The following is a 13,085-nucleotide window of genomic DNA, read 5'->3' on the forward strand; positions in this document are numbered from 1 at the left end:
ATCATCCCTTACGCATCGGTTGAATTTCTAGGAGGGAAATGAGAATGGATATGGGCGTCACAGATAAAGTCGTTTTGGTACAGGCGGCGACTCGTGGCCTTGGGTTCGCCGTGGCCAGGGCGTTTGCTCAAGAAGGGGCGCGCGTGGTCATTACGGGTCGCAATCAATCGCGGATGGCCGAAGCCGTGGCCGAGCTCGAGTCGTTGACAGACAAAGAACACGTTTTAGGGGTGCTCTGCGACCTGAGTCTTCCTGGGGACATTGATGCTCTGTTTGAAACGATTGAACAAAGTTGGGGTGGGGTGGATGTACTCATCAATAACGCCGGCGGTCCTCCGAAGGGAAACTTTCTCGACTTTTCGGATGGGGACTGGGAGGAAGCCTTTTCGTCCTGCCTCATGAGCATGATTCGATCCGTTCGCCACGTCCTTCCGCACATGCGGAGTCAGCGGTGGGGACGGATTGTGAATATCGCCTCCTCGTCGATTCGTCAACCCATTGAAGGACTCATCCTATCGAATACGTTTCGCGCCGGGATACTCGGTCTCGCCAAGAGCCTTGCGGTGGAATTGGCCCCAATCAATATTCTTGTCAACACATTGGGACCGGGGCGCATAGCCACCGACCGCGTGCGCTCACTCGACCAATCCGATGCGGCTGCTGCCGGCATTTCAGTTGCCGACGTGCAAAAACGGTGGCATGAAAAGATTCCGATGGGGCGCTATGGAGAACCAGATGAATTTGCTGCGGTCGCATTGTTTCTCGGTTCTGCGGTCAACGGGTATGTTACCGGCCAGGCATTGCTCGTGGACGGCGGGATGGTGCGCAGTCTGTAATGTGCGGAGGGTTGTAAAAGGATTGATCCTCCGTCAAGCACTGAAAGAATTGAAAAATCGTCCGTAAACTTATATAATTATGTTGCCTCGAGTGGCTAGTTGTTCTATTTAACAGCGTAAGCGTTCACATAGCTGTTTCCGTTTCCGGCAAACGGTCACAGACTCTGACTTTCGTTCTCAGCAGTACGCATTCAAGTCTGACTGAGGTACGACAAAGGAGTGTTGAGATATGCAGGTTCAGAACGAGCGTTTGGATACGCTCTTACGGGAACAGCGGGTGTTTGCGCCATCCGAAGACTTCCAAAAACAAGCGAACTTTTCCGATCCGGACGTGTATGAGCGGGCCGCAAAAGATCCAGAAGGGTATTGGGCAGAACAAGCGTCCTTTCTCAGCTGGATGAAACCGTTCACAAAAGTACTGGAGTGGAATCCACCGCATGCACGATGGTTTGTTGACGGCCAGTTAAACGCGGCTCACAACGCGGTCGATCGGCATCGCGAAGGCGCACGAAAGAATAAAGCGGCGATTCTCTGGGAGGGAGAACCCGGGGATCGCAAAGTATATACGTATGAGATGCTGGGGCGCGAGGTCGACCGAGCAGCCCATATGCTGAGGCGACTGGGGGTCACAAAAGGGGACCGCGTAACCATCTATCTCCCGATGATCCCTGAGCTACCTATCGCGATGTTGGCCTGTGCGAAGATTGGCGCCATACACTCCGTGGTATTCGGTGGGTTTTCGGCATCCAGCCTGCGTGACCGCATTGTGGATGCTGGCGCGAAGTTGTTGATCACGGCTGACGGTGGATGGCGGAGGGGAAACATTGTTCCCTTGAAACAAAACGCCGATGAAGCCGTGTCGGGGACTTCGGTTGAAAAGGTGCTAGTCGTCCGGCGTATTGGGGACGCCGCTGGCGTATCCATGGTGCCTGACCGCGACCTTGATTGGCATGAGGAAATGGCCAAATCACCATTCACGCCATACCCTGCCGAGCCGATGGACGCAGAGGATGTTTTGTACCTCCTGTACACCTCGGGTACGACTGGCAAACCGAAGGGGATTGTGCATACGACCGGCGGTTATCTCGTCGGGGTCAACACCTCGATGCGGAGCGTCTTCGACATCAAGGACAGCGATGTGTATTTCTGCACCGCGGACATTGGCTGGGTGACCGGCCATAGCTATGTGGTGTATGGCCCCTTGTCGGCAGGTGCAACGGTTGTTCTGTATGAAGGTGCGCCGGATTATCCGGATCGAGATCGCTTTTGGGAAATCATTGAGCGGTACGGGGTGACTATTTTCTATACGGCTCCCACGTCGATTCGCATGTTCATGAAATGGGGGGAAGAGCATCTCCAGAAGCATGACTTGACCAGCTTGCGCTTGTTGGCTACCGTCGGCGAGCCGATTAATCCAGAAGCTTGGATGTGGTTCCACGAACACGTCGGACTGGGTCGATGCCCCATTGTGGATACCTGGTGGCAAACGGAGACAGGATGTGCGATGATTGCGTCGCTTCCCGGGCTAATTCCCACGAAACCAGGCTCTGCCACAAAGCCGGTTCCTGGGATTGAAATTGACATCGTCGACGAAAATGGCACATCCGTACCACGAGGACAGGGCGGTTACCTTGTCGTTAAACGGCCATGGCCTTCCATGTTACGTACGGTATGGGGCGATGACGAGCGATTTAAGAACACATACTTTGGCAAGTTCGACGGGATCTATCTATCTGGAGACGGGGCCCATATGGATGAAGACGGATATGTATGGATTCTGGGTCGGATTGACGACGTCATCAATGTCTCGGGTCACCGGATAGGGACGATGGAAGTGGAGAGCGCCTTGGTATCGCATCCGACCGTGGCGGAGGCCGCCGTTATCGGGCGCACCCACGAGGTGAAGGGACAGGCGATTACGGCATTTGTCACTTTGAAGGAAGGAGTAAGCCCTGACGATGCGTTGGTCAAGGAGTTAAAGGGCCACGTTGCCGCACAGATTGGCGCTATGGCGCGTCCTGAGGAAATCGTATTTGTGGCCGATTTGCCAAAAACCCGCAGTGGGAAAATCATGCGTAGATTACTGCGCGATATCGCAGAAGGCAGGGTGGTAGGAGATACGTCTACCCTGGCTGATCCCAGTGTCATTCGGACCTTGCAAGAGGAGCATCGAGCCGTCGAAGTCTAAGAGGCTAATTGAATCGAGGTAAACCGGGGACCGGAGCGAAATCCATCTGCTTCGGTCCCGTGGTTCCGTGATTTTCCCTTCTTTCAGTTGTTTAGCCTTTCATGGACTCTAGCCACTCCGCGTAACAGTTGTCGCATAGGGGTTCGTCGTGTTCGTCCTCTACCTCGTAGAACGTCACGTAATGTGGCTTTCCTTCAATGCGGTGTTGGCAATAGTAGCAGGTATCCTCCACCGTGAATTCCCCTCCGCAACTTGTTTCTCTGGGTAACGCCACTGTCCTGGCGTCTTTAGCTTGCGCAGCCGTCACCGACTTTTGCATGGATTTTCTTGGATGGTGATCGGTATGACACCCGTCCAGCCGCTTTGGGGGTGCTATCATAGGATGCCCCAAAGGAGGTGGCATTGGCGATCCGCCTATCGCCGCGTCCGACCAATTTCCGCACCATCTCGGGAAGTTGATGACATTCGACTCCTTCAAGATGTAGCCGAGGGGTTAACGGAAACGGCCTGGTTTCCGTTTTGGTTCTTTCCCTGGGCATTTTTAGGGGGATTTTGGCTCTGGGCTTGGTGGTGGTAATCCTTAACCGGCCAAACACCCTCACCGGCGCTCCTTCCCTGAGAAGGCTTGGCAGCGGGCGGATACCGCGACAGCGTCATCGTGTGGCGTCATATGGTGAATCAGCTTTCAGCGAGGGAGGTGTTTGAACGTGTACGGAGTTTTCGGTGGATATACCCGGTGGGCGGTTGTATTCCTGATCATCTTCGTCCTGTTCTTCTTGCTGGTTCCAGGCTACTACGGTGCAGCGGCCACCTGCTAAGTGAACCTGTTTCGGGTTATTTAGGTGGAAGAAGCGCTGTCCTGATGGGGCCGGAATGAGTGTGTGCACGAAGGAGGGCTGTGGAATGTACGACGCCGTTCTCGGCGGATACACCCGCTGGGCGATTGTATTCCTAATCATCTTCGTGTTGTTCATGCTGCTGATTCCATACAATGTGACCACTTGTACAACCACATCCGTCTATTGATGCGTGATACGCCATTCCGGAGGAATCACGGCCCTGTGCGGGGACATCCATCCCCCGCACAGTGTCACAGATGAAATACAAACGGGTATTGCAAAGGGGTCCATCCCTCGGTATATTGGGGAAGGAATCACGAAAAGTACATAACGTGCAGATGACTGCTGGCGTGAGAGTGTAGCGATACCACCGATGGGGCAATGTGCGGTCGCGTCCTCGGCCCGCACAAAATCTCTCAGGTCATGATAGCGCCGCAGGATGCAGCTCTGGAGAAGCCGTGTAATCACGGCTACCGATGGGGTAACCGTTTCGAGAAAACGGGGAACTCTCAGGTTGACGAGACAGAGACGACGGAGGCCTAGCTTTCGTATGTCTCTGTCTTTTTTGCATAGAACTTGGACCGTCTGCAGAACAGTTGGATGCAAGGGAGGGAGCGTGCATGTCCAGCTTGAAACGAACCGCACTTTACCCGCTCTACGCGCGTTCGGGTGCCAAGATGGTCGACTTTAGCGGATGGGAGATGCCTGTTCAGTTCGACAGCATCTTGCGCGAACACGAAGCGGTTCGAACGAGAGCCGGTCTGTTTGATGTATCGCACATGGGGGAGTTCGAGGTCATAGGCAGGGAAGCAGGTCTTTTTTTACAGTCGATGCTCACCAATGATGTCTCGAGGCTGGTCCCTGGCCGGGCCTTGTACTCGCCCATGGTCTATCCGAACGGGGGAACGGTGGATGACCTTTTGGTCTATTGCCTTAAGGAGAATCACTACCTCGTGGTCGTGAACGCAGCAAACATTCAAAAGGATTTCGACTGGTTGCATGCCTACACGGGGAAGTATCAAGTCTTTGTCCGTGACCGGTCCGACGAGTACGCCCTCTTGGCTGTACAGGGCCCACGCTCGGAGTCGATTCTGCAGCCGCTTGTCGATAGGGAAGTGTCACTGGCCGCACTCCGTCCCTTCCGTTTTCAATACACGAGTGTGGCCGGCGTGCGGGTTCTGATTTCCTGTACCGGATATACCGGCGAAGACGGTTTTGAAATTTACGCTCCGGCCGAGCATGCTGGGGTGCTTTGGCAGCGCATCTTGGCGGACGGACAGGAACTGGGTCTCGTTCCGTGCGGCCTTGGGGCGCGGGACACCTTGCGGTTGGAGGCGGCGTTGCCGCTGTACGGACACGAACTGACCGCAGATATCACCCCGCTTCAAGCCGGATTGGACCGATTTGTCAAGTTCGATAAAGGAGATTTTGTCGGTCGCGAAGCCCTGTGGCAAGAGCGGCAGCTGGGTGTGCCGCGCCGGCTTGTCGGACTTACTCTGTTGGAACGCGGCATTCCGCGTGCCCATCAACCTGTTGTCTCACTTGCGGGGAAACGCGATGCCGACAATGACCGGCCAGAGGTCATCGGTATGACAACCTCAGGCACGATGTCCCCCACGCTGAAGCAAGGGATTGCCCTCGCTCTGGTCGACACCGGATACCTCTCGAGGGGTGGCGCGATGGGGGTAGACATCCGCGGCCGAGTGGCTCCTGCGAAAGTTGTAGAATTACCTTTTTATCGTCGGCAACGGTGAAGAAGAAGTTCTCCGAAAGTCCCGGGCTATCGCCGGTCTATAGGGTCGCAAGCAATATGAGGTGGGAGGTTGACGCGTGACAAACTTTAGCTATCTGCCCCATACCGAACGAGATTGCCAAAAAATGATGGAAACGCTGGGGATAAAGGACGTCGCGGAGCTGTTTGCCGATATTCCGGAAACGGTTCGCTTGCAGCGGGACCTAAACCTTCCTAAAGCGATGTCCGAAATCGAATTGAATCGTCATATGCAGGGCTTGGCGGCGAAAAACCGACATGTGGAAGAATTGGTCAGCTTTCTCGGCGCCGGTGCTTACGAGCATTATCAGCCGAGTGTGATTGATGCGATTGTCAGCCGATCCGAATTTTATACGTCCTATACGCAATACCAACCGGAGGTCAGCCAGGGGATGCTCCAGGCCATCTTCGAGTACCAGACCCTGGTGGCGGAACTAACGGGGATGGATTTGGCCAACGCGTCCATGTATGATGGGCCGACGGCGCTCGGGGAGGCTGGGATGGTCGCCTGTACCCAGACGCGCCGCAACCGCTTGTTGATTGGGACGACTGTCCATCCAGAATACTGCGAGGTCACGACCACCTATGCAGGCGGTCAGTCCGTGGAGTTGGTCGAGATTCCGCATCGTGACGGCCGGATTGACCTCGACGCGCTAGCTCGGTTATGTGACCAGACGGTGGCCGGCGTGCTGGTGCAGTACCCGAATTTCTTCGGACAGCTGGAGGACCTGGCGCGGGTGGCTGAACTCGCCCACGAGGCGGGAGCCTTACTCGTGGTCAGCACCTATCCCATCGCTCTTGGCTTGTTGGAGCCGCCCGGGAACTTTGGCGCGGACATTGTGGTGGCGGAAGGCCAATCGCTGGGCAACCCGCTCAGCTTCGGTGGTCCGTATCTGGGCATCATGGCCGCCCGCAAGGATTTGATGCGCCGCTTGCCGGGGCGTATCGTCGGCGAAACCACGGATGCCCAGGGGCGTCGCGGCTACGTCCTGACCCTCCAGGCGCGCGAACAACACATCCGGCGTGAAAAAGCGTCGTCCAACATTTGCTCCAACCAAGCCCTGAACGCCCTGGCAGCCACGGTGTTCCTGGCCTACATGGGGCCGCAGGGGATGCGCGAGCTGGCGCTGCAAAACTATCACAAGGCGCACTACCTGCAAGGGCGGCTGTGTGAGCTAGACGGGATATCCCGTGTCTTTTCCGGGCCGTTCTTCAACGAATTTGTTGTACGCCTACCGAAATCTGCGGAAGTGGTGCAAAACCAACTTCTACAACAAGGGTACCTGTTTGGACTTCACTTAGGGCGCTGGTATCCAGAGTTTCGAGATTGCGTCCTGGTCAACGTGACCGAGATGCGCACGCGCGAGGAAATGGACACGCTCGTACGGTTGGTGAAGGAGGCGCTCGTATGAATCCACTGCGTGAGCAAGAAGTGCCGTTGTTATTTGAACGGAGCCAACCCGGCCGCAGAGCCTACACGCTGCCAGACTTGGATGTGCCGGAGGCCGATGCCGCCGCAGACCTGGGGGCGTTTTTCCGCAAGTCGGATGCACGGCTACCCGAACTGGGGGAGTTGGACGTGGTCCGCCATTTCACGGCGTTGTCGACGCGGAATCACGGGGTCGACTCCGGGTTTTATCCGCTTGGGTCCTGCACGATGAAATACAATCCAAAGCGGAATGAGAAAATGGCCCGCCTGCCCGGGTTTACCCATCTTCACCCCTACCAGCCGGAGGAAACGGTGCAGGGCGCGTTAGCATTGATGTATCGACTGCAGCACGACCTAATGGAAATCACAGGCATGGATGCCGTCAGCCTGCAGCCAGCCGCTGGGGCGCAAGGGGAATGGACAGGGCTCTTGATGATTGCCGCTTATCATCGGGATCGCGGAGAAAAGCGGGATAAAGTCATTGTCCCGGACTCTTCCCACGGCACCAACCCGGCCAGTGTCACCATGGCGGGACTAAAGGCGATCACGATCCCGTCGGATGCCGAGGGAAACGTCGACCTCGCGGCTTTACGCGCGGCTGTCGGCCCCGATACCGCGGCTTTGATGTTGACCAACCCGAGCACCTTGGGCCTCTTTGAAACGCAAATCGAGGAGATTGCCCGCATCGTACACGAAGCGGGGGGGCTGCTGTATTACGATGGTGCCAATGCCAACGCGATTCTCGGGTTTACGCGGCCTGGGGATATGGGCTTTGACGTCGTCCACCTCAATCTGCACAAGACGTTCTCCACACCACACGGTGGTGGGGGACCGGGAGCCGGGCCGGTCGGGGTCAAAAAATTCCTCGAGCCGTACTTGCCCAAACCCGTCATTGAACAGGATGCGAACGGGGAGTACCGATGGAACTGGGATCGGCCGTTTTCTATCGGCAAGGTCAAAGGGTTTTACGGCAACTTTGGCGTGCTCGTGCGGGCGTACGCCTACATTCGCACCATGGGCCCAGACGGGTTGAAGCGTGTCTCGGAATCGGCCGTGCTTTCCGCCAACTACCTAATGCGGCGTTTGCAGGAAGCCTACGAGATTCCATTTAAGCGGGTGTGTAAGCACGAATTTGTGATGTCCGGCGTACGTCAAAAAGAACGCGGTGTCAAGACCCTCGATATCGCGAAGCGAGTCTTGGATTTCGGCATGCACCCACCCACCGTGTACTTCCCGTTGATTGTCGACGAGTGCATGATGGTGGAACCGACCGACACGGAGAGCTTGGAAACCCTGGACCGATTCGCCGACATCCTGCTGCAGATTGCGAAAGAGGTAGAAAATGAGCCCGAAGTCGTCAAAGAGGCGCCGCACACGACCGTCGTTGGGCGCCTGGATGAGGTCAAAGCGGCAAGGAAGCCGGTACTCCGTTATCGGTTCGAATAGGTGAGGTGGCTAAGGTGTCGTTTACACGTCTGGACGACCTCGTCAGACAGGCGGAAACCAGCAACACGTCGATTGCTCGCCTCATGATTGCTGTCGAATGCCGACAATCCGGCCTTTCCGAGGCGCAAGTCATACAGCGTATGGCCGGGCAGTTTGACATAATGGAGCAGGCGGTGCGGCGGGGGATTGCAAAGCCCGTTCGTTCCCGCACCGGTCTCACGGGTGGGGATGCGTATCGTGTCCACCGCTATCTCACCCAAGCGAACACGTTTGTCGGTTCCGAGCCCTTGCGCGCGATGGCCTACGCGCTGGCGGTCTCGGAAGTGAATGCCGCCATGGGCCGCATCGTCGCCACGCCCACTGCCGGGGCCGCCGGGATATTGCCGGGAGTTCTCGTCAGTGCCCTGGATTCCGGACGTTATCACCGAGATGACCTGGTTTTTGCGCTCTTCACCGCAGCGGCGCTTGGTTTAGTTATCGCCAATTCGGCCTCCATCTCCGGAGCGGCTGGTGGCTGCCAAGCGGAGGTCGGATCGGCCACGGCCATGGCGGCCGGTGCCCTCGTGGAGCTCGCTGGCGGTACCCCCTCCATGGTCAGCCATGCCGCCGCCTTGGCGCTACAAAATTCCCTCGGCTTGGTGTGCGATCCGGTCGCCGGACTGGTCGAGGTGCCTTGCGTCGTTCGCAACGGCCTGCACGCCATCACCGCTATGGCGGCCTCCGACATGGCTTTGGCCGGGGTTCAGAGTGTCATTCCACCCGATGAGGTGGTCGCAGCCATGCGGCAAATCGGCAATGACTTGCCGGTCTCCCTTCGCGAAACGGGTATCGGTGGACTGGCCGGGACGCCGACAGGCCGGTTGTTAAAGGCCAAGGTCTTCGGCGAGGAAGAACTGATTCCCGAAGGAACGCCACCTTGTCGAACCTCGGCGTCGATGCCTGCCGGACGCGCAGAAGAAGCGGGGGCGGAGCGATGAAATATAACAGCGCATTTGAAATCATTGGGCCTGTGATGGTTGGTCCCTCCAGCTCTCACACTGCGGGTGCCGTTCGCATTGGCCGCTTGGCCAGGGCCGTCTTGGCAGAGCAGCCGACCCACGTCCGGTTTGAACTGATGGGTTCCTTTCTGGCCACGTACCGCGGGCACGGCACCGATGTCGCGCTTTTAGCCGGGGTATTGGGGATGTCCACTGATGACGCCCAGGTTCCAAATGCCTTGGAAGTGGCCAAGGAGTCCGGCCTGGTTTACGAATTTGCCGCGGCCAATCTCGGGCATTATCACCCGAACACGGTCCGCATCACGTTATCGGGGAAGTCAAAGACCATCTGCATGGTGGCCAGTTCCCTCGGCGGGGGGAAGGTCGAAGTGCAGGAGCTTGATGGGCTGCCGGTCAAGTTCACAGGTGAACGTTCGACGTTTATCCTGTATCATGTGGATGAACAAGGCTTTCTCGCGCGCATGTCGCGGTGGTTGGATGAGCGGGGCATCAACATCGCGCGGCTCAGCCTGGAGCGCTGGCAAAAGGGCGGTGACGCGATTACCGTCTGTGAGGTGGACACGCCGGTTTGCGCCCGCTTGACGCGTGACCTTTTCGCCGCGATTCCCACGTTGCGCGACATCTGTATCATTGACGAGCTCTGACTGAAGCTTAGGCCATGGCAAGCAGAGCCCGACCACGAGGAGGAAGGAAAGTGACGTTTTTAAACCAGGTCGATCCGGACGTCGCCAAGGCGATGCAGGCAGAATTGGAGCGGCAGCGCGCCAAAATTGAGCTGATTGCTTCGGAAAACTTCGTCAGTCGGGCTGTCCTTGAAGCGATGGGAACCGTACTCACCAATAAATATGCAGAAGGTTATCCCGGGCGCCGGTATTACGGTGGATGCGAACACGTCGACGTGGTCGAGCAGATTGCCATTGACAGAGCGAAACAGTTGTTTGGGGCAGAGCACGCCAACGTGCAGCCTCATTCGGGTGCTCAGGCCAATACAGCCGTCTATTTTGCCGTGCTCAACCCTGGAGACACGGTCTTAGGTATGAACCTGGCGCATGGGGGCCACTTGACCCACGGGAGCCCGGTCAACTTTTCGGGAAAAACATACCGATTTGTCGCTTACGGCGTCGATGCGAACACGCAGCAAATCGACTACGACGAAGTGGAGCGTTTGGCGGTGGAACACCGTCCGAAGTTGTTGGTGGCCGGGGCCAGCGCTTATCCGCGGGTGATTGATTTTGCGCGTCTGCGGGAAATCGCGGACAAGGTCGGGGCGCTGCTCATGGTCGATATGGCGCACATTGCGGGATTGGTCGCAACTGGTCATCACCCCTCACCGGTGCCGTATGCGGACTTCGTAACCACGACCACACACAAAACCCTGCGTGGTCCGCGCGGCGGCATGATCTTGTGCAAAGCCGAACATCAGAAGGCCATTGACAAAGCGGTCTTCCCGGGCATACAAGGCGGCCCCTTGATGCACATCATCGCAGCGAAGGCGGTGGCCTTCGGAGAGGCGCTGCGTCCTGAGTTTCGCCAGTATTCCCAAGCCATCATCGATAACGCGCGCGCCTTGGCAGACGCATTGATGGAACGGGGATTTACGTTGGTGTCCGGGGGAACGGACAATCACCTCATGCTGGTCGACTTGCGGAACTTGGGCATCACGGGGAAAGAAGCGGAACGTCGATTGGATGAGGTCGGCGTGACCGTGAACAAGAACGCCATCCCGTTCGATCCGGAAAAACCCAACACCACGAGTGGTATTCGGTTGGGAACCCCCGCTGTGACTACTCGCGGCATGGGTGTACCGGCGATGGGGGAGATTGCGGATATCCTGTCCTTGACGTTAAAGGACGGGAGCGAGCCAGCTTTAATCGAGGCGCGGCGAAAGGTCAGCGCACTGTGCGAGCGCTTCCCACTGTATGACGGACTTGTGTATGCGTGAATGAAATGCGACGGCTAAAAACGGAAGAAGATGATGAAGGAGGGGACAAGCCCCTCCTTTTTTCGATTCATTTTGCGATGGCCCTACATCGATTGTGTTTCATACTCTTCGGATTTGCTGCTGCGCCGCGGCGTCGTTCGTTTACGGTTACGCTTGCGGAGCGGAGGCGGCCAAGAGCTTGCGGATGGCCCTATCCAGTAAGTCAAAGGTGACCGCCCAGGCACTTTCCACATGGAGTCTTTCTGAGATTTGGTGGGCGTCGCGTCCTAGAGGCCCGAGGTTGAGCACTGGGATATCCATTTGCGCCAACTCCTGCAATGGAAAACTGTAGTCGCGATTCCACGTCGGCATGCTGTCCACGATGGCTTTAACCGCGGGAATCGGTTGCTGAAGGCCTGCATAGCTGAGGTCGGAGATGCCGTTAAAGTAATGTTTACGAACGAGATTCACCTGGTGCTGGGTGCACGCGTACTGGGCAAGGTCTTCAACCACGTTTTCCAGGCATGGGTGGTCGGAAGAGCACACGGCCGGATAATACGGGGGCGCGAAAAACAAAACATACATCGGCCCCAGCCATGGACACAAGTCCACGAGCGCCTCCGCGCAGAGGGCGCTTTTGAGGCGAGCGTCCGCGCTCTCGGGTGTCTGCTCCAGACACCTCTGTACTGCGCTTTCGACGGCTGCTTGACCGTTTTGAGAAACGGCGTAGCGCCAGAGTTCCCGATACGTCATCACCTGTACCTTGAACCCACGCGACGCCCAATCGGAATGCATGCCAGAATCCGAATACCGCTGCCTGTAAAGCGATTCGACGCGTGTCGCGGCTCGTTGCATGACGGATAAGAGGGCACTTTCCACCTCTGCTCCGGTACGGCGAAGCAGAAAAAGGTTGGCAAAGACAACCGCTCGGTGCGGGACCTTGACCGAATATTGGCGCTTTAAATCGGTTTGCCAAAGGATCGTCGGCGGAGGTGTCACCTCGCCCCTATCTGATTCACTAAGTTGGTTGTTCAGTTCAAGTTCCATCGTCAGCACCGACGCCAACATCGTCGCGTTCATTCCCGCAAATGGTTCGCCTACATGCGTTTCTTTTCCGCAACACAAGAAACCGGGCAGCACTTTTCCCATGGAGCCGGTGTATAACACGTGGTCTTGCTTACCGATGGGGGAAGAAAATACAGGTTCCGAGTTGAGCATGCATGTGTAGCGGATACCCAGCTGGGCTTGAAGGTGCCCCAGAACCGGGATCATCGCTCGCATCCCTGCCGAGTTCGCCTCTTCATCTGGTACGGTCACCAAGAGCACGTTGCCTTCAAACTGTCCGAAAGTTGCCCGTTCGACGAGGGCGAGGTGAAGCGCCAAACCGCACTTCATATCCATGCTGCCGCGACCGCCCAACCAGCCCCCGTGCGTGACCTCATTCCATATGGCAACCGGGATACTATCCTCCTTGGCCAGGACTCGGGTCATTTGTTCCATATCAAACGCACAGCCTTGCCATGGGCCAAACTCGTCTACCGGTACGACGTCAAAGTGGCTTAAGAGGATAACGGTTTCCGGCCGACCCGAGGGAGAACGGACAAACGCGCTCACGGCATGCCTTCCATCGCCTGTGGGCCAAGTCCGCAAGTGGGAG

The 13,085-nt window shown here is 57.0% G+C and carries 11 protein-coding genes and 1 riboswitch; of the genes, 9 read left to right on the forward strand and 2 right to left on the reverse strand.

Annotation, left to right across the window (positions count from 1 at the left end; translation table 11 throughout):
- Window positions 1-44: 44 nt before the first annotated feature.
- Together H522_RS0111675 and acs are read left to right on the forward strand one after the other, a co-directional pair.
- On the forward strand, window positions 45-836 hold the full coding sequence (locus H522_RS0111675) for an SDR family oxidoreductase (protein WP_026962448.1): 792 nt from the start codon (window positions 45-47) through the stop codon (window positions 834-836).
- A gap of 229 nt (window positions 837-1,065) precedes the next feature.
- Entirely contained in the window at window positions 1,066-3,024 is a 1,959-nt protein-coding gene (gene acs, locus H522_RS0111680) for an acetate--CoA ligase (RefSeq protein WP_026962449.1), read from the forward strand.
- Window positions 3,025-3,115: 91 nt separating this feature from the next.
- Here the strand turns inward: acs and H522_RS21865 are convergent, their stop codons facing one another.
- Window positions 3,116-3,256, reverse strand: a complete 141-nt coding sequence (locus H522_RS21865) for a hypothetical protein (protein WP_169726631.1) — start codon at window positions 3,254-3,256, stop codon at window positions 3,116-3,118.
- Window positions 3,257-3,927: 671 nt separating this feature from the next.
- Between H522_RS21865 and H522_RS22345 the strand changes: the two genes are divergently transcribed.
- The 7 genes from H522_RS22345 (at window position 3,928) to H522_RS0111725 (ending at window position 11,449) form a co-directional block, all read left to right on the forward strand.
- On the forward strand, window positions 3,928-4,050 hold the full coding sequence (locus H522_RS22345; RefSeq protein ID WP_273365354.1) for a hypothetical protein: 123 nt from the start codon (window positions 3,928-3,930) through the stop codon (window positions 4,048-4,050).
- A 250-nt stretch (window positions 4,051-4,300) separates the two neighbouring features.
- A riboswitch (glycine riboswitch) is annotated at window positions 4,301-4,399 on the forward strand.
- An 84-nt stretch (window positions 4,400-4,483) separates the two neighbouring features.
- Window positions 4,484-5,617: a glycine cleavage system aminomethyltransferase GcvT gene (gene gcvT, locus H522_RS0111700; protein WP_026962450.1), complete on the forward strand. Its 1,134-nt coding sequence runs from the start codon at window positions 4,484-4,486 to the stop codon at window positions 5,615-5,617.
- A 76-nt stretch (window positions 5,618-5,693) separates the two neighbouring features.
- Window positions 5,694-7,046, forward strand: coding sequence for an aminomethyl-transferring glycine dehydrogenase subunit GcvPA (gene gcvPA, locus H522_RS0111705; protein WP_026962451.1), 1,353 nt, complete (start codon window positions 5,694-5,696; stop codon window positions 7,044-7,046).
- Complete coding sequence (gene gcvPB, locus H522_RS0111710; RefSeq protein WP_026962452.1) at window positions 7,043-8,509, forward strand: aminomethyl-transferring glycine dehydrogenase subunit GcvPB; 1,467 nt, start codon at window positions 7,043-7,045, stop codon at window positions 8,507-8,509. The genes gcvPA and gcvPB overlap by 4 nt, the downstream gene beginning before the upstream one ends.
- 14 nt (window positions 8,510-8,523) lie before the next feature.
- Window positions 8,524-9,486 carry an L-serine ammonia-lyase, iron-sulfur-dependent, subunit alpha gene (gene sdaAA / locus H522_RS21125; RefSeq protein ID WP_081412094.1) on the forward strand — a complete coding sequence of 321 codons (963 nt, stop codon included), beginning with the start codon at window positions 8,524-8,526 and terminating at the stop codon, window positions 9,484-9,486.
- The gene (gene sdaAB, locus H522_RS21130) at window positions 9,483-10,151 is read left to right on the forward strand and encodes an L-serine ammonia-lyase, iron-sulfur-dependent subunit beta (protein ID WP_026962453.1); all 669 of its coding nucleotides are present in this window, start codon (window positions 9,483-9,485) and stop codon (window positions 10,149-10,151) included. The genes sdaAA and sdaAB overlap by 4 nt, the downstream gene beginning before the upstream one ends.
- Before the next feature lie 14 nt (window positions 10,152-10,165).
- Complete coding sequence (locus tag H522_RS0111725; RefSeq protein ID WP_051344211.1) at window positions 10,166-11,449, forward strand: serine hydroxymethyltransferase; 1,284 nt, start codon at window positions 10,166-10,168, stop codon at window positions 11,447-11,449.
- 147 nt (window positions 11,450-11,596) lie between these two features.
- On the opposite strand, the gene H522_RS0111730 is transcribed toward H522_RS0111725, so the two are convergent.
- On the reverse strand, window positions 11,597-13,042 hold the full coding sequence (locus H522_RS0111730; protein WP_162143505.1) for a M20/M25/M40 family metallo-hydrolase: 1,446 nt from the start codon (window positions 13,040-13,042) through the stop codon (window positions 11,597-11,599).
- Window positions 13,043-13,085: the final 43 nt, after the last annotated feature.

Source organism: Alicyclobacillus herbarius DSM 13609, from assembly GCF_000430585.1.
In the GTDB taxonomy this organism is placed as follows: domain Bacteria; phylum Bacillota; class Bacilli; order Alicyclobacillales; family Alicyclobacillaceae; genus Alicyclobacillus_G; species Alicyclobacillus_G herbarius.